Source organism: Pseudonocardia halophobica (assembly GCF_050948485.1).
GTDB lineage: Bacteria > Actinomycetota > Actinomycetes > Mycobacteriales > Pseudonocardiaceae > Pseudonocardia > Pseudonocardia halophobica.
Genome location: NZ_CP192046.1, coordinates 3,647,526 through 3,668,586, shown reverse-complemented (window position 1 = coordinate 3,668,586; position 21,061 = coordinate 3,647,526). Strand labels below are relative to the sequence as shown.

General features: G+C 75.4%; 19 protein-coding genes. 14 read left to right on the top strand and 5 right to left on the bottom strand.

From position 1 onward, the window contains the following. The first annotated feature begins 37 nt into the window (after positions 1–37). The 3 genes from galT to ACQP04_RS17625 are packed head-to-tail and all read left to right on the top strand — an operon-like array spanning position 38 to position 2,648. Entirely contained in the window at positions 38–1,162 is a 1,125-nt protein-coding gene (galT, locus tag ACQP04_RS17635) for a galactose-1-phosphate uridylyltransferase (RefSeq protein WP_433508117.1), read from the top strand. Next, positions 1,159–2,283 carry a galactokinase gene (galK, locus tag ACQP04_RS17630; RefSeq protein WP_433508116.1) on the top strand — a complete coding sequence of 375 codons (1,125 nt, stop codon included), beginning with the start codon at positions 1,159–1,161 and terminating at the stop codon, positions 2,281–2,283. The genes galT and galK overlap by 4 nt, the downstream gene beginning before the upstream one ends. Continuing rightward, entirely contained in the window at positions 2,280–2,648 is a 369-nt protein-coding gene (locus tag ACQP04_RS17625) for a YchJ family protein (protein WP_433508115.1), read from the top strand. Before galK ends, ACQP04_RS17625 begins: the two co-directional genes overlap by 4 nt. Positions 2,649–2,655: 7 nt before the next feature. On the opposite strand, the gene ACQP04_RS17620 is transcribed toward ACQP04_RS17625, so the two are convergent. Then, positions 2,656–3,270, bottom strand: a complete 615-nt coding sequence (locus ACQP04_RS17620; RefSeq protein WP_433508114.1) for an Rv1733c family protein — start codon at positions 3,268–3,270, stop codon at positions 2,656–2,658. A gap of 124 nt (positions 3,271–3,394) precedes the next feature. Then, entirely contained in the window at positions 3,395–4,600 is a 1,206-nt protein-coding gene (locus tag ACQP04_RS17615; RefSeq protein WP_433508384.1) for a PucR family transcriptional regulator, read from the bottom strand. Positions 4,601–4,732: 132 nt separating this feature from the next. Here ACQP04_RS17615 and hpnC point away from each other — a divergent pair, with 132 nt between their 5' ends. The 8 genes from hpnC (at position 4,733) to ACQP04_RS17575 (ending at position 14,547) form a co-directional block, all read left to right on the top strand. Next, the gene (gene hpnC, locus ACQP04_RS17610) at positions 4,733–5,743 is read left to right on the top strand and encodes a squalene synthase HpnC (RefSeq protein ID WP_433508113.1); all 1,011 of its coding nucleotides are present in this window, start codon (positions 4,733–4,735) and stop codon (positions 5,741–5,743) included. Then, a complete protein-coding gene (locus ACQP04_RS17605; protein ID WP_433508112.1) occupies positions 5,740–6,798 on the top strand; it encodes a squalene/phytoene synthase family protein in 1,059 nt (352 codons plus the stop codon). Before hpnC ends, ACQP04_RS17605 begins: the two co-directional genes overlap by 4 nt. Next, positions 6,795–8,210: a hydroxysqualene dehydroxylase HpnE gene (gene hpnE, locus ACQP04_RS17600; protein WP_433508111.1), complete on the top strand. Its 1,416-nt coding sequence runs from the start codon at positions 6,795–6,797 to the stop codon at positions 8,208–8,210. Before ACQP04_RS17605 ends, hpnE begins: the two co-directional genes overlap by 4 nt. After that, positions 8,207–9,256: a polyprenyl synthetase family protein gene (locus ACQP04_RS17595; RefSeq protein ID WP_433508110.1), complete on the top strand. Its 1,050-nt coding sequence runs from the start codon at positions 8,207–8,209 to the stop codon at positions 9,254–9,256. Before hpnE ends, ACQP04_RS17595 begins: the two co-directional genes overlap by 4 nt. A 13-nt stretch (positions 9,257–9,269) precedes the next feature. Continuing rightward, entirely contained in the window at positions 9,270–11,180 is a 1,911-nt protein-coding gene (gene shc / locus ACQP04_RS17590; protein ID WP_433508109.1) for a squalene--hopene cyclase, read from the top strand. Further along, positions 11,177–12,703, top strand: a complete 1,527-nt coding sequence (gene ispH, locus ACQP04_RS17585; RefSeq protein WP_433508108.1) for a 4-hydroxy-3-methylbut-2-enyl diphosphate reductase — start codon at positions 11,177–11,179, stop codon at positions 12,701–12,703. The genes shc and ispH overlap by 4 nt, the downstream gene beginning before the upstream one ends. 4 nt (positions 12,704–12,707) lie before the next feature. Next, entirely contained in the window at positions 12,708–13,712 is a 1,005-nt protein-coding gene (hpnH, locus tag ACQP04_RS17580) for an adenosyl-hopene transferase HpnH (protein WP_433508107.1), read from the top strand. Between the two features lie 175 nt (positions 13,713–13,887). Beyond that, positions 13,888–14,547, top strand: a complete 660-nt coding sequence (locus tag ACQP04_RS17575) for a VC0807 family protein (protein WP_358206138.1) — start codon at positions 13,888–13,890, stop codon at positions 14,545–14,547. Positions 14,548–14,555: 8 nt separating this feature from the next. On the opposite strand, the gene ACQP04_RS17570 is transcribed toward ACQP04_RS17575, so the two are convergent. Continuing rightward, complete coding sequence (locus ACQP04_RS17570; RefSeq protein ID WP_433508106.1) at positions 14,556–15,686, bottom strand: MGDG synthase family glycosyltransferase; 1,131 nt, start codon at positions 15,684–15,686, stop codon at positions 14,556–14,558. 59 nt (positions 15,687–15,745) lie between these two features. Between ACQP04_RS17570 and ACQP04_RS17565 the strand changes: the two genes are divergently transcribed. The 3 genes from ACQP04_RS17565 to ACQP04_RS17555 are packed head-to-tail and all read left to right on the top strand — an operon-like array spanning position 15,746 to position 19,821. Then, entirely contained in the window at positions 15,746–18,118 is a 2,373-nt protein-coding gene (locus ACQP04_RS17565) for an MGDG synthase family glycosyltransferase (protein ID WP_433508105.1), read from the top strand. 37 nt (positions 18,119–18,155) lie between these two features. Further along, a complete protein-coding gene (locus ACQP04_RS17560) occupies positions 18,156–19,079 on the top strand; it encodes a DMT family transporter (RefSeq protein ID WP_433508104.1) in 924 nt (307 codons plus the stop codon). 16 nt (positions 19,080–19,095) lie between these two features. Next, positions 19,096–19,821, top strand: coding sequence for an SDR family NAD(P)-dependent oxidoreductase (locus tag ACQP04_RS17555; protein ID WP_433508103.1), 726 nt, complete (start codon positions 19,096–19,098; stop codon positions 19,819–19,821). Between the two features lie 57 nt (positions 19,822–19,878). Here the strand turns inward: ACQP04_RS17555 and nusB are convergent, their stop codons facing one another. Further along, positions 19,879–20,298 (bottom strand): transcription antitermination factor NusB, encoded by a 420-nt coding sequence (gene nusB / locus ACQP04_RS17550; protein ID WP_037044388.1) that lies wholly within the window; start codon positions 20,296–20,298, stop codon positions 19,879–19,881. 1 nt (position 20,299) lies between these two features. Next, positions 20,300–20,863: an elongation factor P gene (gene efp, locus ACQP04_RS17545; RefSeq protein ID WP_037044386.1), complete on the bottom strand. Its 564-nt coding sequence runs from the start codon at positions 20,861–20,863 to the stop codon at positions 20,300–20,302. Positions 20,864–21,061 lie beyond the last annotated feature (198 nt).

Genomic DNA, 21,061 nt, shown 5'->3' with positions numbered 1-21,061 from the left:
CTGCACACTCCGGCACGACCAGGTTGGAGCATCCTCCGTGACGCAGGCATCGACCCCCGCCGTCGTCGGCGGCACGTCCGTCCACCGCACTCGCGGCCGGCTGTCCGACGGCCGGGAGATCCTCTGGTACGACCGGGAGCCGGGCCGGGTGCCCGGCACGGACGAGCGCGGCCTGCCCGAGGTCCACACCGTGTCGCAGATCCGCTACGACGAGCTGCTCGACGAGTGGGTGGCGATCGCCAGCCACCGGCAGACGCGCACGTTCCAGCCCTCCGGCGGGGCGGACCAGTGCCCGCTGTGCCCGACGATCCCGGGCCGCGTCACCGAGGTGCCCACCCCGGACTACGAGACGGTGGTGTTCGAGAACCGCTTCCCGTCGTTCTCCGGCGGGGTCGGCCGGGCCGAGGTGGTCTGCTTCACCAGCGACCACGACGGCCGCTTCGGCGCACTGCCGCCGGACCGCGTCCGGCTGGTGATCGACACCCTGGCCGACCGCACCGCCGAGCTCTCCGCCCGCCCGGACGTCGAGCAGGTGTTCCCGTTCGAGAACCGCGGCGAGGAGATCGGGGTGACCCTCGCCCACCCGCACGGGCAGATCTACGGCTACCCGTTCGTCACGCCGCGGACGCGGCAGCAGCTGGAGTCCGCCCGCCGGTACCGGACGCGGACGCGGGGCAACCTCTACGCCGACATCCTCGAGCGGGAGCGGACCGAGGGCGACCGGGTGGTCACCGCGACCCGGCACTGGACCGCGTTCGTGCCGAAGGCCGCGCGCTGGCCCGTCGAGGTGCACCTCTACCCCCACCGCGGCGCCCCGGACCTGCCGGACCTCACGGACGCCGAGCGCACCGACCTCGGCACGATCTGGCTCGACGTGCTGGGCCGGCTGGAGCTCTTCCACGGCCGTCCCCTCCCCTACATCGCGGCGTGGCACCAGGCCCCGGTGCGGACGGACCGCGACCTCGCCTGGCTGCACCTCGAGCTGTTCTCGATCCTGCGGGCGCCGAACAAGCTCAAGTTCCTGGCCGGCTCCGAGTCCGGCATGGGTGTGTTCATCAACGACACCACCCCCGAGGACGTGGCCGCGCGGCTGCGCGAGCTGGGCCCCGGACAGGACGGCACGGCGAAGGACGGCACGGGCCACGACGGGGCCGGGGCATGAGCGTCGCCACCCGGTTCGCCGAGGTCTACGGCCACGACCCGGCCGGGGTGTGGGCGGCGCCGGGCCGGGTCAACCTGATCGGCGAGCACACCGACTACAACGACGGCTTCGTGCTGCCCCTGGCCCTGGACCGGCGGACCCGCGTCGCCGCCGAGCTCGCCCGGGGCGCCACGACGGTCCGCTCGTCCCGCGAGGCGGAGCCCGTGACGTTCGCGGCGGAGACGGTCGCGCCGGGCGAGGTCACCGGGTGGGCCGCCTATGTGGCCGGGGTGGTCTGGGCCTTCCGCCAGGCGGGGCTGCCCGTCGCCGACCTCGACCTGTTCGTGCAGGGCGACGTGCCGGTGGGGGCCGGGCTGTCGTCGTCGGCCTCGCTGGAGTGCGCGGTCGCGGTGGCGCTGTGCGAGCTGACCGGCACCGGTCTCGACCTCACCGAGATCGCGCACCTCGCCCGGCGCGCGGAGAACGAGTTCGTCGGTGCGCCCACCGGCGGGATGGACCAGATGGCCGCGATGCACGGCGTGGCGGACCGGCTCGTCTTCCTCGACACGCGGGACGACCACGTCGAGCTGATCCCGTTCGCGCTGGCCACGCACGGATTGCGGCTGCTGGTGATCGACACCCGGGCGCCCCACCAGCTCGTCGACGGCCAGTACGGCGCACGCCGCGCCGACTGCGCGAAGGCGGCCGAGCTGCTGGGCGTGCCGGCGCTGCGGGACGCGACCGTCGCGGCGGTGGAGACCCTCACCGACGAGCGCCTGCGCCGGCGGGCCCGGCACGTGGTGACCGAGGACGAGCGGGTGCTCGAGGTGGTCGAGCGGCTGCGGGCGGGGAAGGACCCGCGCGCGATCGGGCCGCTGCTGTCGGCCTCGCACACGTCGATGCGGGAGGACTTCGAGATCACGGTCCCGCACGTCGACGTCGCCGCCGCCGTGGCCGAGGAGGCCGGCGCGCACGGGGCCCGGATGACGGGCGGCGGGTTCGGCGGCTGCGTGATCGCGCTGGTCGACACCGAGACCGGCGACGGGGTCACGGGGGCGGTCACGGCCGCCTACGCCGAGCGCGGCTGGGAGCCGCCGGTGGTCTTCGACGCCGTGGCCGCCGACGGTGCGGGGCGCGCATGACGCCGTGTCCGTGCGGGTCGGACGAGCCCTACGGGGCCTGCTGCGGGCGTCTGCACGCCGGCGAGCGGGCGGTGACCGCCGAGCAGCTGATGCGCAGCCGCTTCGCGGCCTTCGCGGTGGGCGACGAGGCGTACCTGCGGCGGACCTGGCACCGGTCGACCCGGCCGCGCCGGCTGGACCTCGACCCGGCCGTGCGGTGGACGCACCTGGAGATCGTGGACCGGGTGGCGGGCGGCCCGCTGGACACCGACGGCATCGTCGAGTTCCGGGCCCACCACCGGGTCGGCGGCCGGCCGGGGGTGCAGGCCGAGCGCAGCCGGTTCGTCCGCGAGGACGGGGCCTGGCTCTACCTCGCCGCCGAGTAGCGGCGGCTCAGCGGCCGGACCAGAGCGGCTCGTAGCGCGCCCACTCGCGGGCCCAGGCGGCGTGGTTGCGGGCGGCGCACCGGGCGTGGACGAGGGCGCGCAGGCCGAGCAGCACCAGCACCCCGACCAGGAGCACGAGCAGCCCGCCGACGACGCCCGTGACCGCGGCCTGCAGCGCGTCGACCGGCGGCGGGGCGATCGCGCCGCTGCTGCGGTCCACCCACACCGGCACGGTCGACCCGGCCGGCTGGGAGCCGAGGACCGGCACGGTCCCGGTGTGCTCGCGCCCGTCCGGCGCCGTCCAGGAGGCGGGGGCGGTGACCTGCGCGGTGCTCGCGGCGGCGTCGACACCGATCGCCCCGTCGACGGGCTCGAGGAGGGTGGCCTCCACCGAGATCCGGTTCACGGCGTCGGCCCGGGCCTGCTCCAGCCCGTTCCCGTGCAGCTGCAGCCCGGTCAGCACCGCGACGGCGACGAGGACCAGACCGAGCACGCCGAGGAGCAAGGAGGCCGCCGACTCGACGCGGTCCGTCGCCCGCCGGGGGATCCGGTCGGTCCCGACCGCGGAGTACGGGTGCGGGCGGTCGGAATGATCCGGATTCCCTGGCCGGTGGGGTTGCACGTTCGGGGTTCCTCTCCACGGGGATACCTCCACGGTGCGCCCGGGTGCGGTTCCCGGCAACGTGAGTGAGACCCACTTGACCGTGGGATCCGTCACCAGGGGGAAGCGGGCCGTCACCGACCGTTCACCGAAGGTTCTCGGCCTCCGGCGGCCGCGGGGCGCCCCAGGCGAGCGCCAGGAGGAGCCGCGAGCGGTTCTCCGGATCGTCGAGCTGGGGGCCGAAGAGCTCGTGCAGCCGCGCCAGGCGGTAGCGCACCGTCTGCGGGTGGACGTGCAGCTCGGCGGCCATGGCCTGGCGGTCACCCAGATGGCGGAGGTAGGCCGAGAGCGTCTCGCACAGCCGCTCCCGCGAGGCCGGCGCCGAGGCCTCGAGCGGCCGGAGCACCTGGGCCCGCAGCACCTCCAGCAGCCGCGAGTCGCGGTGCACGATGATCGCGTCGAGGTGCTCCTCGGCGAAGACGGGGTCCTCGGGCAGCACGCCGGTGCGCTGCAGCCGGGCCGCGACCTCGGCGATGTGCAGGCTGGCCGGCAGCCGGTCCGGCGACACCGTGGGCCCGACGACCGCGCGGGTGCCGCGCAGCATCCCCGTCAGCCGCTGCCGTCGCCCGCTCTGCGCCGGGTCCGGCACGATCGCCCCGGACAGCCGCGCCCGGTTGATCATCAGCGACGCCGGGTCGAACCGGGACAGCAGGCCGTGGCCGAGCAGGCTGTCGTCCTGCACCAGGACCACCGCGACCTCCTGCGGCACCTGCCACCCGGCCCGGGCCGCCGCGGCCTGCACGGCACCCTCGGTGGCGCGGTCGGAGAGCAGCAGCTCCACCAGCTCCTCGCGCAGCCGCTCGCGCGCGACCACGGCCTCGGACTGCTCGAGCACGAAACCGTGGGCCGCCGACGACGACAGCCGGTCGACGAACGCGAAGACGCCCTCGGCCAGCCCGGCCAGCACCGCCGGCTCCAGGTGCAGCTCCACCGCCACCAGCGCGACGTGCCGCCAGAACACCCGCGCCCCGAGCTGGAAGGCCGACAGCAGCGTGGAGACGTCCCGGCCCTCCCGCCACTGCGTGCGGCCGATCTCCTCGAACAGCTCCTGCTCGCCGAACCCGGACGGGTACTCCCCCGTGACCTCGGGATCGCCCGCGATCTCGCTGCTGACCGCGACCAGCCGGTGCAACGCGTGGTGCGCCGCCGCGGCGACCTCCGTGCGATTCGCGTCGACGAACCGGGCGTAATCCGGCCATTCGGTCAACAAAGCCGCGCTGACCTCCTCCAGCACGGCCGGGACGCGCGCGAGCAGGGCGTCGACGAGGTCGTCCGTTCCGGCGCGCGGCATCTCCACACCGAGGTTGTACGCCCGGAGGGGCGAAGGGCGCAGCCCTTTTGTACGTCCGTGACAATTCTGGCCCGGAAGAATTAACACGCGTTGAGGAGAGTCCCACCGCCTTCCTGCGACACGATCAGCGGCGTGGGACGGGGGAACGGAACGCCCGTGGGGGCGTCGGCAGGCGTGCGCGCCGGCGGGGCCGAGGCCGGCCGGCGGGCCGCGCCCGGCCCGTCCGCGGTGGTCCCGGCCGATCCCACCGGGGCAGACCGGCTGCGTGCGGCCGAGGCCGCCGAGAACTTCCCCGTCGCGATGCGGGTCCTGCCCGCGCGGTGTCGCCGCAGGTTGCGGGCGGTGTACGACGTCGTCCGGATGATCGACGACCTCGGCGACGAGGGCACCGGCACCCCCGCCGAGCGGATCGCCGCCCTCGAGGCCTTCCGCGCCGACCTGCACGCGCCCGCGCCCACCCGGCCGGTGCTGCGCCGGCTGGCCCAGGTCGCGCCGGACCTGCCGGCGGAGCCGTTCGACCGGCTCCTCGACGCGAACGTCCTGGACCAGCAGCGGCCGACCTACGACACCTGGGACGCGCTCCTCGGCTACTGCGCTTTGTCCGCGGACCCCATCGGGCGGCTCGTCCTGGCGATCTTCGACGTGCCCGCGGACGGCGAGATCGAGCACGCCTCCGACGCCGTCTGCACCGCGCTGCAGCTCCTGGAGCACCTGCAGGACGTCCGGGAGGACCGCGGCCGGGGCCGGATCTACCTGCCCGCCGCGGACCGCGCGGCGTTCGGGGTCACGGAGGCCGACCTCGACCGTCCCGTGGCCTCCGCGGAGCTGCGCGCGCTCGTCCGGCACGAGACGGAGCGCGCCGAGCAGCTCCTCGACGCCGGCACGCCGATCGTCGGCGCGCTCGACGGGTGGGCGCGGCTCGCGGTGGCGGGCTACGTCGCCGGCGGCCGCGCGGCGGCCGACGCCCTGCACCGGGTCGACGGCGAGGTCCTCGGCCGCGCCGTCGAGGCCGCGCACAGCAGGAAACGGGATGTCCTGCGGCACCTGCCCGCGGTACTCCTGCAGTCCCGACGACCCGGCCGCCCGCGCGGGACCCGACCCCGACCGGATCTCCCGCGCCCGACACCCCGGAGCTGCCGATGACCGACCCCTCCCGGCCCACCGCCACCACCGCCGCCCCGACCGAGCGCTCCCCCGCCGGCGACGGCACCGCCACCGACCGCGACACCCTGACCGACACCGGCACCGACACCGACCGCACCGACTACACCGCCGACCTCCCCGCCGCCTACGCCGCCTGCGAGGAGATCACCCGCCGCGAGGCCCGCAACTTCTCCTACGGGATCCGCCTCCTGCCGACCCCGAAGCGGGCCGCGCTCTCGGCCGTCTACGCCCTCGCCCGCCGCATCGACGACATCGGCGACGGCGACTTCGACCCGCCGGGCGGGGCCGTCGCGGTCTCGTTCGCGCAGAAGGCCGCCGCGCTCGCCGGGGTCAGGGCCTCGGTCCAGGCGATGCGGGAGCAGACCCCCGACCCGTTCGACCCGGTGCTGGTCGGCGTCACCGACGCCGCGCGCCGCTACCCGATCCCGCTCGGCGCCTTCGAGGAGCTGGTCGACGGCGTCGAGGCCGACGCCCGGATGGACCACGCCGCGGAGCAGCTCGGCGAGGCCGCGCGTCCGCACGCCACGTTCGACGACATGACGGTCTACTGCCGGCAGGTCGCGGGCTCGGTGGGCCGGCTCTGCCTGGGCATCTTCGGCTCCCGCCCCGACGAGCACGCCGCGGAGTACGCCGACCGGCTCGGCATCGCCCTGCAGCAGACCAACATCCTCCGCGACATCCGCGAGGACCTGCGCAACGGCCGGGTCTACCTGCCCACCGAGGAGCTCGCGCGGTTCGGCACCGAGCTCCGCCTCGACGCGGCCGGCGCCCTCGACGACCCGGACGGCGCCCTCGCCGCCTACATCCGCTTCGCCGCGGACCGGGCGCGCGGCTGGTACGCCGAAGGGCTGAAGCTGCTCCCGCTCCTCGACCGGCGCAGCGCCGCCTGCGCCGGGGCGATGGCGGGCATCTACCGGCGCCTGCTGGAGGACATCGCCGCCGATCCGCGATCCGTGTACGCGCAACGGCGGTCGTTGTCCGGGGCGCAGAAGATCGGCGTGGCGCTCCGCGCCCTGGCGGGGCGGACGGCGTGACCGGCGGGGCGCGGGTCGCGGTCGTCGGCGGGGGACTCGCCGGCGTCGCCGCCGCGCTCCGGTGCGCCGAGGCGGGGCTCGCCGTCACGCTGCTCGAGTCGCGCGCCCGGCTCGGCGGGGTGGCCGGCTCGTTCACCCGCGGGGAGCTCGCGGTGGACACCGGCCAGCACGTCTTCCTCCGCTGCTGCACGGCCTACCGGGACTTCGTCGCGCGGATCGGCGCCGCGGACCTGATCATGATCCAGGAGCGGCTGGACATCCCGGTCCTGGCACCCGGCGCCGCTCCGGCCCGGCTGCGCCGCACCGGGCTGCCCGCCCCGCTGCACCTGGGAGGTGCCCTCCTGCGGTACCGGCACCTGCCCGTCGCCGACCGGTTCCGGCTGGTCCGGGCGGCCCTGGCGCTCGGCGCGGTCGACCGCGGCGATCCCGCCACGGACGCCCGGTCCTTCGGCGACTGGCTGGCCGCCCACGGGCAGGGCCGCCGGGCCGTCGACGCGCTGTGGGACCTGGTCGGCATCGCCACCCTGAACGCCCGGGCCGGCGACGCGTCGCTCGCGCTCGCCGCCACGGTCTTCCAGCTCGGCCTGCTCACCGACGCCGCCGCCGGCGACATCGGCTGGGCCACCGCGCCGCTCGGCGCGATCCACGACGACGCCGCCCGCCGCGCCCTCGCGGCGGCCGGTGTGGAGGTGAGGAGGTCCGCGAGGGCGCGGGCGCTGGTGCGGGACGGGACCCGGCCGGGAGGCCGGTGGCGGGTCCCGGTGGGAACTGCCGACGGAGAGGAGGAGCTCGTGACCGACCGGATCGTGTGCGCCGTACCGCCGGGCCCGGCGGAGCGGCTGCTGCCCGCGGGGGCGCTGCCGCTGCCGGGGGGCTGGGCCGACCGGCTGGGCAGCACCCCCATCGTCAACGTGCACGTCGTCTACGACCGCCGGGTCCTCGGCCCCGGCACCGGCAACGGGATCGATGCCGGGTTCGCCGCGGGCGTCGACACGCCCGTGCAGTGGGTCTTCGACCGGACCGGCCAGTCCGGCGCCGCCTCGGTGTACGGCCCGCGGGCCCAGTACCTCGCCGTGTCGCTCTCGGCCGCCGACGACCTCGTCGGGCTGCCCGCGGCCGCGCTGCGCGAGCGGTTCCTCCCGGCGCTGGAGGCGCTGCTGCCGGCCGCCCGGGAGGCGGTGGTCCTCGACTCGTTCGTGACCCGGGAGCCGCACGCCACCTTCCGCGGCGCCCCCGGCCAGGCGGCCCTGCGCCCCGGCCCCCGCACCGTCCTGCCCGGGCTCTACATGGCCGGCGCGTGGACCGACACCGGCTGGCCCGCGACGATGGAGGGCGCGGTGCGCAGCGGCGAGGCCGCCGCCGAGGCCCTCCTCGCCGACGCGGCGGCCGTCCCCGCGGAGGTGGCCGCATGACCGCCGTCCTCGGGACCACCGACACCGCCGCGACCGGACCGGACGTGCCGGCCCTGCTCGCGGGCTGCCGGGACGCCGTCACGCCCGCCCTGAAGGCCGCCGTCGCCCGGCTCGACACCGCCAGCCGCAAGCAGGCCGAGTACCACCTGGGCTGGGTGGAGCTCGACGGCTCACCGGGCCGCGGCGGCGGCAAGGCCGTGCGGCCCGCACTGGCGCTGCTCTCCGCCCGGGCCGCCGGCGCGCCGGCCGAGACCGGGATCGCCGGGGCAGTGGCGGTGGAGCTGGTGCACAACTTCTCCCTGCTCCACGACGACCTCATGGACGGCGACACGGAGCGCCGGCACCGCCCGACCGTCTGGGCCCAGTGGGGCGCGGCCTCGGCCATCCTCTGCGGCGACGCATTGCTGGCGCTGGCCACCGAGGTGCTGCTCGAGGACCCGTCGCCGCACGCGGCCGAGGCGGCCCGGCTGATCGCCACCACCACCCGCGAGCTGATCCGCGGGCAGGCCGAGGACGTCGCCTTCGAGGAGCGCGCGGACGTCGGCGTCGACGAGTGCCTGTCGATGGCGGCCGGCAAGACCGGTTCGCTGCTGGCCACCAGCGCGGCGATCGGCGCGGTGCTGGCCGGGGCCCCGTCGGCCACGGTCACCGGCCTGCGGGACTACGGCGCCGCGATCGGGCTGGCCTTCCAGCTCGTCGACGACCTGCTCGGGATCTGGGGCGACCCGGCGGTCACCGGCAAGCCCGTGCTGTCGGACCTGCGCTCGCGCAAGAAGTCCCTTCCCGTGACCTTCGCCGTGCAGCGTGGCGGGGCGGCCGGGCGGGAGCTGGCCGCGTGGCTCGCGCGCTCGGGCGAGCAGACCGAGGAGGAGCTGCACATGGCCGCCGACCTCGTCGAACGGGGCGGCGGGCGCGACTGGGCCGCCGCCGAGGCGCGGCGGCAGATGGACCTCGCCGAACGGGCCCTCACCGGTGCCGGGCTCGCCGGCGACCCCCGCGCCGAGCTCGTCGCGCTCGGCCGCCACCTCACGACCCGTAGCTTCTGACCAGGGAGAACTGGTGACCCTCACCGCACCGGAGACCAGCACCACCGAGGCCGGTGACGCGCGGCGGACGCTCGACGCGGCCGTCGGCTTCCTCAGGTCGATCCAGCACGAGCGCGGCTGGTGGCAGGGCGACCTCGAGACCAACGTGACCATGGACGCCGAGGACCTGCTCATGCGGGAGTTCCTCGGCATCCGTACGGCGCGGGAGACCGCGGAGGCCGCCCGCTGGATCCGCTCGCAGCAGCGGGAGGACGGCACCTGGGCGACCTTCGCGGGCGGGCCCGGCGACCTCTCCACGACGATCGAGGCCTGGGTCGCGCTGCGGCTGGCCGGGGACGACCCGGCCGAGCCGCACATGCGCGCGGCGGAGAAGTTCTGCCTGGCCGAGGGCGGGATCGAGCGCTCCCGGGTGTTCACCCGGATCTGGCTGGCGCTGTTCGGGCTGTGGTCGTGGGACGACCTGCCGAACATGCCCCCGGAGCTGATCTTCCTGCCGAAGTGGTTCCCGCTGAACGTCTACGACTGGTCCTGCTGGGCCCGGCAGACGGTGGTGCCGCTGACGATCGTCGCCACCCTGCGGCCCGCGCGGTCGCTGCCCTTCGGCGTCGACGAGCTGCGCTCCGGGGCGGCGCCCGAGGCGTTCGACGCGCCGTGGACCTGGGCCGGCGCCTTCCAGCGGCTCGACGTCGGCCTGCACGCCTACGCGAAGCGGCCGATCGCGCCGCTGCGCCGGCTCGCGATGCGCCGCGGCGCCGAGTGGATCCTCGCCCGCCAGGAGGCCGACGGCGGCTGGGGCGGGATCCAGCCCCCGTGGGTCTACTCGCTGATCGCCCTGCACCTGCTCGGCTACCCGCTCGACCACCCGGCGATGAAGGCCGGGATCGAGGGCTTCGAGCGGTTCCTCGTCCGCCGGGAGACCCCGGACGGCACGATCCGCATGCTCGAGGCCTGCCAGTCCCCCGTCTGGGACACCTGCCTGGCGGTCACCGCCCTGCTCGACGCCGGCGTCCCCGCCGACGACCCGGACGTGGTCCGGGCCGCGAGCTGGATGCTCGACGAGGAGATCCACGGGGTCCGCGGGGACTGGGCGGTCCGCCGGCCCGACCTCCCCGTCGGCGGCTGGGCCTTCGAGTTCGACAACGACGGCTACCCCGACACGGACGACACCGCCGAGGTCGTGCTGGCCCTGCGGCGGGTGGCGCACCCCGACCCGGTGCGGCTGCGGGCGGCCGTCGACCGCGGCCTCGCGTGGACCGTCGGGATGCAGTCCTCCGACGGCGGCTGGGGCGCCTTCGACGCCGACAACACCCGCGAGCTCGTCACCAAGCTGCCGTTCTGCGACTTCGGAGCCGTGATCGACCCGCCGTCCGCCGACGTGACCGCGCACGTGGTCGAGATGCTCGCCCACGAGGGCCTGGCGGACGGCGAGGCCTGCCGGCGCGGCGTGCGCTGGCTGCTCGACCACCAGGAGTCCGACGGCTCGTGGTTCGGCCGGTGGGGCACCAACCACGTCTACGGCACCGGGGGCGTCGTCCCGGCGTTGGTCGCGGCCGGGGTCCCCGCGTCCGACCCGGCGGTCCGGCGCGCGGTCGCCTGGCTCGAGCGCTACCAGAACGCCGACGGCGGCTGGGGCGAGGACATCCGTTCCTACTCCGACCCGAGCTGGATCGGCCGCGGCGAGTCCACGGCGTCGCAGACGGCGTGGGGGCTGCTCGCCCTGGTCGCGGCCGGGCGGGCGCGGTCGGAGGCGGCCCGCCGGGCGGTCGCCTTCCTCGCCAGCACGCAGCTCCCCGACGGCAGCTGGGAGGAGGAGATGTACACGGGCACCGGGTTCCCCGGCGCCTTCTACATCCGCTACCGGCTGTACCGCATGACGTTCCCCGTCTCCGCCCTCGGGCGCTGGTGCGAGGAGGTGGGCGCATGAGCACGCTCCGGGACCACCGGGCACTGGGACCGCCGGTCGTCTGCACCCCGCTGGGCGTGGAACGCGCCGCCCTGCGCGGCGTGGTCGGCGACGCCTCCGTCGTCCGGACGGGCATGGGTCCGGCCCGCGCGCAGGCGTCGGCCGCGTGGATCGCCTCCGGCGGCCCGCGTCCGGTGCTGGTCACCGGTGTGGCCGGGGCCCTCGACACCGCGGTCCGGGCCGGCGACCTCGTCGTCGCCGACGAGATCCGGTTCACCGACTTCCGGGCCCCGGTGCCCGTCCCCACCGCCGCGGCGCTCGCCGCGGCGCTGCGCCGGCTCGGCCTGCGGGTGCACCTGGGGCCGGTCGTGTCCTCGCCGACGGTGGTCGAGGGGGTGCGGCGCGCGGGGCTCGGTCGCGAGGGCGCCCTCGCCGTCGACATGGAGTCCGGGTGGCTCGCCGAGGCCTCGGCCGGCGGGCCGTTCGCGGTGGTCCGGGCGATCGTCGACACCCCGGAGGCACCGCTGGCGCGGCCGGGCACGCCGATCCGCGGCTTCACCGCCCTGCGCGCCCTGCGCCGGGCCGCGCCCGCCCTGCGGGAGTGGTTCGCGGCGGCCGCCGCCCGCGAGGTCGTGCTCGCCGAGCCGCGCAGCTTCTGCGCCGGGGTGGAGCGGGCGATCGACATCGTCGACCGGGCGCTCGACCGCTACGGCGCCCCGGTCTACGTGCGCCGGCAGATCGTGCACAACGCCCACGTCGTGCGGCGGCTGACCGAGCGCGGCGCGGTGTTCGTCCAGGAGGTCGAGGAGGTGCCCCGCGGCGCGACCTGCGTGCTCGCCGCGCACGGGGTCTCCCCCGCGGTCCGCGCCGAGGCCGAGGCCCGCGACCTCGCCGTCATCGACGCCACCTGTCCCCTGGTCGCCAAGGTGCACGCCGAGGTCAAGCGGCACACCGGCCGCGGCGAGACGGTCTTCCTCATCGGCCACTCCGACCACGAGGAGGTCGAGGGCACGGTCGGCGAGGCACCCGCCGACATCGTCGTGGTCGAGGACGAGGCCATGGCCCACACGGTGACCGCGCCCGATCCGGGCCGGGTCGCCTACGCCATGCAGACCACCCTCGCGGTGGACGAGGCCGAGCGGATCGCCGCGGTGCTGCGCGGCCGGTTCCCGGCCATCTCGACCCCTCGCCGCGACGACATCTGCTACGCCACCACGAACCGCCAGCGCGCCATCCGCGCGGTGGCCGCCGAGACCGACCTCGTGCTCGTCGTCGGCTCGGAGAACTCGTCGAACTCCCGCCGGCTGGCCGAGGTGGCCGCCCGCGCGGGCACCCCGGCCCACCTCGTCGACGACGTGGGCGGGATCGACCTGACCTGGCTCCGCGGGGCCCGGCGGGTCGGGGTCAGCGCGGGGGCGTCGGCGCCCCCGGAGCTCGTCGACGAGGTCGTGTCCTGTCTCTCCGGCCTCGGCCCGGTCGCCGTCACGACGACCACCACCGGGACCGAGGACGTCGTCTTCACCCTTCCCAAGGAGGTGAGCTGACCAGATGGCCATGCCACTGCGCCAGTCGATCCGTCTCGGTTCGTACCTGCTGAAGCAGAAGATCAAGGGGACCGAGAAGTTCCCGATCCTGGTCGAGCTCGAACCACTGTTCGCCTGCAACCTGAAGTGCAACGGCTGCGGGAAGATCCAGCAGCCCGCGCACCTGCTCAAGCAGCGCATGCCGGTCGAGCAGGCCGTGAACGCCGTCCTGGAGAGCGGCGCGCCGATGGTCTCCATCGCCGGCGGCGAGCCGTTGATGCACAAGGAGATCGACGTCATCGTCCGGCGGCTGCTGGACCTCGGCAAGATCGTCTTCCTGTGCACGAACGCGGTGCTCCTGCCCAAGCACCTGCACCGCTTCACCCCGCACAAGAACTTCGCCTGGATGGTCCACATCGACGGGCTGCGCGAGCGGCACGACGAGTCGGTGGCCAAGGAGGGCGTGTTCGACCAGGCCGTCGCCGCGATCAAATTGGCACAGGAGGCCGGCTTCCGGGTCAATACGAACACCACGTTCTTCGACACCGACACGCCGCAGGACGTCATCGACGTGCTCGACTACCTCAACGACGAGCTGAAGATCGACAACATGCAGATCTCGCCGGGGTACGCCTACGAGAAGGCCCCGGACCAGGAGCACTTCCTCGGCGTCCAGCAGACGCGCGAGCTGTTCAAGAAGGCCTTCGCCGACGGTCGGCGCCGGAGGTGGCGGCTCAACCACTCGTCGGTCTTCCTGGACTTCCTCGAGGGGCGCCGCGACCTCGACTGCACGGCGTGGGCCATCCCGTCGTACTCGCTGCTCGGCTGGCAGAAGCCCTGCTACCTGCTCGACGACGGGTACGTGAAGACCTACCGCGAGCTCATCGACGACACCGACTGGGAGGCCTACGGGCGCGGCAGGGACGAGCGCTGCGCCAACTGCATGGCGCACTGCGGCTACGAGCCCTCTGCGGTGTTCGCCACACTCGGGTCGTTGCGGGACACCATCCGCACCGCCGCGGGCGCCTGAGAGCGGCTCCGGAGCAGGTCGGCGGTGGCGGGGCGCGGGCTCACGGGGAGGTCACAACGGGCGACCGGCCCGTTATCTCCCCGTGACCCGAACCGCTACACTCCCGAAATCGCGTTGCACGACGCGAGCGGACTGGTACCCCGACGCGAGAAGGACCTGCATGCCGGAGCACCGGATGACGACTCTGATCCATCTCCCGCCGATCGGATCCCTGCTGCGCCACGCCGGACGTCCGCTCCTGGAGTCCACGCTGATCCCCCTCGCGCTGTTCTGGATCCTGTTCACGCACGCGGGGTTCGATGCCGGGATCATCGGGGCGCTGTCCTGGTCGGCGCTGGCCATCGGCCGGCGGGTCGTCACGCGGCGGAAGATCCCGGCGATCCTGTGGCTGACCACCGTCCTGCTCGTCGCCCGGACCGTGGTCGGGCTGTGGACCGGGTCCGCGTTCCTCTACTTCCTGCAGCCCACCGTGCAGAACTTCGTGTTCGCCGGGCTGCTGCTCGTCACGATCGGGCTGGAGCGGCCGCTGCTGGCCAAGCTGGCGGACGACTTCTGCGCCTTCCCCGACGCGCTCACGCAGCACCCGCGGATGAAGAGCTTCTTCAAGAAGGTCTCGCTGCTGTGGGCGGCGGTCTTCCTGGTCAACGGCGTGACCACGCTCGCCGTGCTGGCCACCCAGACCGTCGGCAACTTCCTCATGGTGTCCACGGCCGGCTCGTACTCGCTGGTCGCGGTGGGCATCGGGCTCTCGCTCTGGTGGTTCCAGCGCTCGCTGGCCGGCGAGGGCATCGGGCTGCGCATCGGGGTGCCGCAGCCCAAGCTCCGCGTGGGCTGACCCCGTCCTCAGAGGCGGCGGGCCAGCTCCTCGAGCTCCGCGTCGAGCGTCCGCCGGGAGAACTCCCGGGCCCGCCGGCTCAGCTCCGCCCGGCCCTCGGGGTCGGCCCGCAGCCGCCGCACGGCCGCGGTGACGTCGGTGGAGCGGGGGCAGACCAGCGCCAGCCCCGCCTCCTCGGTCATCCGGGCCCCGGCGCGGCCGTGCCCCGGCACGGGGTTCGCGAACAGCACGGGCGTGCCGACGGCGAGCGACTCGCTCGCGATCATCCCGCCGGCCGTGGTGAGCACCAGGTCCGCCGCCGTGATCAGCTCGGGCACCCGATCCGTCCAGCCCAGTGCGCTCAGCCCGGGCGTGCCCCGCGCCGCCAGCCGGGCCCGCAGCCGCTCGTTGCGCCCGCACAGCACCACGGCCTCGACCGGAGGGCCCTCGCCTGCCCCGCCCGCGAGCACGGCGTCGACCACGCCCTCCATGCCGCCGAAGGCCAGCGAGCCGCCGGTCACCAGGACCACGAACGCCCCCTCCGGCAGCCCCAGCGCCCGCCGGGTGGCCGCGCGGTCGCCGGGGTGGAAGCGCCGGTCGACGGCGGCGGGCGCCACCCGGACCTCGGCCTCCGGGACCAGGCCCGCAGCCTGCGCGCGGCTGGCCGGCAGCAGCGTCCAGGTCTCGTCGACGTCCGCCCACACCCAGAACGGGTGCACGGCGACGTCCGTGACCACCGCGACGCTGCGCGCGGGCAGCTGCCCGCGCCGGCGCAGCCAGGCCAGCCCGCCGCTGATCATCGGGTAGGTGGAGACCACCAGGTCCGGGTGCTCCTCGCGCAGCAGCGGGGCCAGGGACCGGCCCAGGCGCGCCGCCGCGACCCGCTTGCACAGCGCGGCGAACCGCGGGTGGCGCACGAGCAGGTCGTAGCCCAGGCCGTACAGGCCGGGGGTCCAGCGCATGGTGGCGGCGTAGGAGCGGCGCAGCACCGCGTCCCGCACACCGCCGCGCCGCCCGCCGCCGGCGCTCTCCACCTCGTGCACCTCGGCCGCGGGCCAGAGCTCCCGCATGCGCGCGGCCAGCGCGCGGGCCGCCGCCACGTGGCCCTCCCCCACCGGGGCCGACAGCACCAGCACCCGGCGCGGCGCTCCACCGTCCATACAGGACACGGTACCCCCGTTCCGGTCCTGCCGACCATTCCCCGCACGGCAAGGACGACATGACGGATCCGCAACGGTTGCTGCTGGTCACCGGCAGTTTGGGCGCGGGCCACCACGCGGCGGCGCGCGCCGTCGAGGAGCGCGCGCGGCGGCTGTGGCCGGGCGTCGAGGTGAGCTGGACCGAGACCCTCGACGGCATGGGCCGGCGAGCCGGGCCGGTGTTCCGGGCGGTCTACGCCGGCTGCATCCGGTACCTGCCCTGGCTGTACGAGCTGTACTTCCGCCTGCTCTGGCACGTGCCCTTCTTCCGGGGCGGCACCCGCGCCGTGATCGGGCGGTGGAGCGGCCGCGGCCTGGAGCCGGCGCTCCGGGAGCACCGGCCCGACCTGGTCGTGGCGACCTTCCCGGAGGGCATCACCGGGCTGGCGTGGCTGCGCCGCCGGGGCCGGCTGCCGGTGCCCGCCGTCGCCCTGGTCAACGACCCCGCCCCGCACCCGTTGTGGGCCTCCCCGTCCCTCGACCTGCATCTGGTCAGCACCGAGGAGGGTGCCGCGTTGCTTCGCAGGGCCGCGCCCGGCGCCCCGGTTCGGGTGGCGGCGTTGCCCGTGGTCTCCGCCTTCGCCCCGCCCGAGGAGGCACCGCGCGAGCGGCCCCGGGTCCTCGTGTCCTGCGGCTCGCTGGCCTTCGGCGACGTGGCCGCGGTCTGCGCCGGCGCGCTCGACGCCGGCGCGGACGTCGTCGTCACGGCGGGCCGGTTGCCCGCGCTGCGCCGCCGGCTGCAGCGGCTGGCCGGCTCCCACCCGCAGGGGGCGCGCCTGACCGTCGTCGACTGGATCGACGACCCCGCGACCGCGACCCGTGAGTCCGACCTGGTGATCACCAACGGCGGGGGCGCCACCGCGCTCGAGGCCCTGGCCTGCGCCCGCCCGCTCCTGCTGGCCGACCCGATCCCCGGGCACGGCCGGGCCAACGCCGAGGTGCTGGCCGCGGCGGGGCTCGCCCGGATCTGCCGGGGCCGGGCGGGCGTGGCGGAGGCGGTCGCCGAGCTGCGGGACCCCGGCGCGCGGGCGGTCGTCGTCAAGGACCTGCGGCGCCGGCTCGAGGCCCACGACCTGGACCGGGACGTCGCGGCCCTCGCCGACCTCGACGTCCCGGCCGTCGAGGAGCGGCTGCGCCCGCAGGACGCCCTGTTCGTGCACGCCGCCACGACCGAGGTGCCGCAGCAGGTCGGGGCCCGGATCACGGTCGAGGGGGCCCCCGCCGAGGGCTGGGTGGCGCACCTCGACGGCCTGGTCCGCGCGCGGGCGCCGCACCTCGACCTGCTGACCCGGGGGCTGGCCCCGCCGCGCCCGGGCCGGCCGCTGCGCTGGCGGCCCGATCCCGCCCCGGACCCGCTGGCCCACGTCCGGCGCGAGGTGTGGCGGATCGGGCCGGAGGGCGACCACCCGAGCTGGGACGCGGCCGTCACGGCGTTCTTCGCCGACGCGCTCGACCCGGGCCTGGGCTGGGAGCTGCAGGCCGCCTGCGCGGACACCGGCGAGGCCGCCGTGCTGGCCCGGGTGCACCACGCCCTCGGCGACGGGCTCGCGGTCACCGACGGGCTGATCCGCCTGCTCACCGACGAGAACGCCGGAACCCCGGCCGCCCGGATGGCGGCCGCCGCCGACGGCGGGCGGGGCGCGCGGCTCCGGCATGCGCTCACCGTCGTCCGGGGCATCGCGAGCCTCGCCACCGCGGGACCGGTCGGCCGGTCGCCGCTGGTCGGGCGCTCGGGACCCGGGCCGCGGCGGATCGCGGTCGACCTCGACGGGTCCGCGGTCCGCCGCGCGGCCCGCGCCCACGGCGTCGGCACCACGGTGCTGGTCCTGGCGGCCCTCGCGCAGACGCTGCACGAGGAGTTCGACGCCCCGCTGCGAATCCGCACCATGGTGCCGATGACGACCCGGACGCGGGCGGGCGTCGGCAGCCGGGCCGGTGGGAACCGGACGGCGGCGGTGTCGGTGGACCTGCCGACCGGGCCGATGACCCCGACCGAGCGGATCGCCCGGGTGGACGCGGCACTGGCCGCGGGCTCGTCGGCCGGGCAGCCGGAGGGCGCGGCGGCGGTGCTGGCGGCGCTCGGCCTGCTGCCGGGCCGGGTGCAGGCCCCGCTGGTCCGGCTGGTGTACGGCCGGCGGTTCTTCCACCTGCTGGCCTCGGTCATGCCGGGTGCCCGCCGCCCGCTGCACGTGCGCGGCGGGTTGATCACGACGGTGCAGCCCGTGCTGCCGCTCGCCGACGGCGTCGGTCTCGCGGTCGGGGCGTTGCACTGGGGCCGGTACACGTGTGTGGGGATCACCGCGGATCCCGCCGTACTTCCCGTGATCGAGGGAATACCTGCTGGCCTGAGGCGGTCGTTGGGGAGTATGCAGCTACCCGTACACCCGTACTGATCGAACGGTTCGGGACGCGCACCGGGGGGGGGTGGGTATGGACGGCGACATTGTGATCGCGGTCCCTGCCGCCGTGCTCGGGGCCGCCGGGTTCGGGCTCGCCACCGCGGCCCAGCAGCGAGCCACGCACGAGGTGGAGACCGCGCCGACGCTGAGCCCGCGCCTGATCACCACGCTGCTCCGCCGGCCGATGTGGCTGCTGGGGCTGGTGGCCACGATCGTCGCGCTGTTGCTGCAGCTCATCGCGCTGGCGTACGGGGCGATCGCGGTCGTGCAGCCGCTGCTGGTCACCGGCGTGGTGTTCGCGGCGGCGTTCTCCTCGCTGATGTCCCGCCGCCGACCGGACCCGCTGATCCTGCTGGGCGCGCTGCTCTGCGCCGCCGGGATCGCCGCGTTCCTGCTGCTCGCGCGTCCGGTTCCGTCGGATCAGGAGCACGTCGACGTCTGGGGCGGGCTGCCGCTCGCGATCGCGCTGGCCGCAGCGGTGGTCGGGGCGATCGTGTACTCGTCGCTGGTGCGGCACCCCACCCGGGTGCTCGCGCTCGCCCTCGCGACCGGGATCATGTACGGCGTCACGGCCGGCCTGATGAAGGTGGTCACGGGGCAGCTGCGCGTCGGGCTGCTGGAACCGTTCCAGCACGTCACGCTGTACGCGGTGTGCGTGATCGGGCCGATCGGTTTCCTGCTGAGCCAGAACACGTTCCAGCAGGGCCGAATGGTGTCGCCGGCCGTCGCCGTGATCACCAGCGTGGACCCGGTGGTCGCGGTGCTGATCGGGGTGTGGTGGCTGGGCGAGCGCCTCGACGCCACGCCGGCCCTCCTCGCGGGGCAGTGCGTCGCCGCGGTCGTGGTGATCGCCGGGATCGCCTTCATCACCCTGCGCGGCAGCCACCTGCTCCACGAGCTCGACGCCCAGCACGCGGCGGCCGGGAGGGCCGGGCCGGACGTGGCCCCCGGATGAGGCGCGGGAGGCGCGGATGAGGGTGGCGGAGCGGATCGCGCTGGTCACGGGGGCGTCGTCGGGCATCGGCGCCGCGGTGGCGCAGCGGCTGGCGGGCGACGGCGCGCGGCTGGTGGTGACCGGGCGGGACCCGGAGCGGCTGCAGCAGGTCGCCGAGCGGACCGGCGCCAAGGCCGTCGTCGCCGACCTCGCCGCGGGCGTCGACACCCTGCTCGACGCCCTGCCCGCCCGGCCCGCACTCGTCGTCCACTGCGCGGGCGTCGGGGCGGCAGGGCCGCTCGAGGACCTCTCCCCCGCCCGGGTCGACGAGCTGGTCGATCTCAACCTGCGGGCGCCGATCCAGCTGACCCGGGCGCTGCTGCCCGGCCTGCGGGAGGAGCGCGGACACCTCGTCTTCGTCGCCTCCATCGCGGCCCTCGGGGTGGCCGGTGAGGCCGTGTACAGCGCCACGAAGGCGGGGCTGCGGGGCTTCGCCGACGCGGTGCGCATCGAGGCGCCCGAGGTCGGCGTCACGACGGTGCTGCCCGGCGCGGTCGACACGCCCTACTTCGGGCGGCGGGGCCGGGAGTACGACCGGCGATTCCCGCGGCCGATCCTCGCCGACCGGGTGGCCGAGGAGATCGCCCGCGGGATCCGGCGGGGGTCCGTCGAGATCGTCACGCCGCGGTGGCTGGCGCTGGGCGCGAAGGTGCACGGCGCCGCCCCGGCCCTGTTCGCCCGGGCCTCGCGCCGCTTCGGCTGAGCATGAACGAACGGCACTCTCGCTCACATCTGGTGAGCGAGAGTGCCGTTCGCCGCGTCAGAGGGTGGCGCGCAGGTGCTCGGCGATGTCCGCGATCCGGCCGAGCACGCCGTTGAGGAAACGCGGCGAGTCGTCCGTCGACAGCGTCCGGGCGAGCTCGACGGCCTCGGTGATCGCCACCGGGTCGTCGATCTCGTCCACCCAGAGCAGCTCGTAGACGCCGATCCGCAGCAGCGTGCGGTCGACGGCGGGCATCCGGGCGACCGTCCAGCCCTCGGCGTGCTCGGCGAGGAGCTGGTCGATCCGCTCCCGGTTCTCCACCACGCCGCGCACCAGCAGCGCGGCGTAGTCCGAGACGGGCGGGGCGTCGTCCGTCTCGCGGCGCTGGGTCAGCACCTCGAGGGGGTCGGCGCCGCGCGCCTCGGACTCGAAGAGGATGTCGAGGGCGCGCTTGCGGGCCTTGGTCCTGGCCCGCACGTCAGCTGCTGACGCGGCCGAGGTACCGGCCGTCGCGGGTGTCGACCTTCACCTTGGTGCCGGTCTCGAGGAACAGCGGGACCTGGATCTCGGCGCCGGTCTCCAGGGTGGCCGGCTTGGTGCCGCCGGTGGAGCGGTCGCCCTGCAGGCCCGGGTCGGTGTGCGAGATGACCAGCTCGACCGAGGTGGGCAGCTCGACGAACAGCGGAGCGTCCTCGTGGAAGCTGATCTGCGCGACCTGGTTCTCGAGCAGGTAGTTCGCGGCGTCGCCGACCACGTTCTCCGGGATCGGGAGCTGGTCGTAGGTGTCCCCGTCCATGAAGACGAAGTCCGCGCCGTCCCGGTACAGGTAGGTCATGTCGCGGCGGTCGACCGTCGCGGTCTCGACCTTGGTGCCGGCGTTGAACGTCTTGTCGACGACCTTGCCGGTCATCACGTTCTTCAGCGTGGTGCGCACGAAGGCGCCGCCCTTGCCGGGCTTGACGTGCTGGAACGCCTGGACCGACCACAGCTGGCCCTCCAGGTTGAGCACCAAGCCGTTCTTCAGGTCGTTCGTGGTGGCCACGTGCGGGTCTCTCCTGGTTCGTCGGTACTGCGGAGCGGTGCTGCAGGGTCGTACTCGGCGGGGCGCGCGTGTGCCGACCGTGACGACGGATGACGAACCGGTACGACCGCACGCGGCGGATGTCGCTCTCGGCGGCGGCGCCCGGACTCCCGCCCGGGACAGGCCCCGCCGAACCGTCGTCGAGGATACCGCCGCGTG

Excerpts from the sequence above, each read along its gene's own strand:
- galK (WP_433508116.1), top strand. The coding sequence starts at position 1,159 with ATGAGCGTCGCCACCCGGTTCGCCGAGGTCTACGGCCACGACCCGGCC.
- ACQP04_RS17625 (WP_433508115.1), top strand. The coding sequence starts at position 2,280 with ATGACGCCGTGTCCGTGCGGGTCGGACGAGCCCTACGGGGCCTGCTGC.
- ACQP04_RS17615 (WP_433508384.1), bottom strand. The coding sequence starts at position 4,600 with ATGCCGCGCGCCGGAACGGACGACCTCGTCGACGCCCTGCTCGCGCGC.
- ACQP04_RS17605 (WP_433508112.1), top strand. The coding sequence starts at position 5,740 with ATGACCGACCCCTCCCGGCCCACCGCCACCACCGCCGCCCCGACCGAG.
- ACQP04_RS17595 (WP_433508110.1), top strand. The coding sequence starts at position 8,207 with ATGACCGCCGTCCTCGGGACCACCGACACCGCCGCGACCGGACCGGAC.
- ispH (WP_433508108.1), top strand. The coding sequence starts at position 11,177 with ATGAGCACGCTCCGGGACCACCGGGCACTGGGACCGCCGGTCGTCTGC.
- hpnH (WP_433508107.1), top strand. The coding sequence starts at position 12,708 with ATGGCCATGCCACTGCGCCAGTCGATCCGTCTCGGTTCGTACCTGCTG.
- ACQP04_RS17575 (WP_358206138.1), top strand. The coding sequence starts at position 13,888 with ATGACGACTCTGATCCATCTCCCGCCGATCGGATCCCTGCTGCGCCAC.
- ACQP04_RS17570 (WP_433508106.1), bottom strand. The coding sequence starts at position 15,686 with ATGGACGGTGGAGCGCCGCGCCGGGTGCTGGTGCTGTCGGCCCCGGTG.
- ACQP04_RS17565 (WP_433508105.1), top strand. The coding sequence starts at position 15,746 with ATGACGGATCCGCAACGGTTGCTGCTGGTCACCGGCAGTTTGGGCGCG.
- ACQP04_RS17560 (WP_433508104.1), top strand. The coding sequence starts at position 18,156 with ATGGACGGCGACATTGTGATCGCGGTCCCTGCCGCCGTGCTCGGGGCC.
- ACQP04_RS17555 (WP_433508103.1), top strand. The coding sequence starts at position 19,096 with ATGAGGGTGGCGGAGCGGATCGCGCTGGTCACGGGGGCGTCGTCGGGC.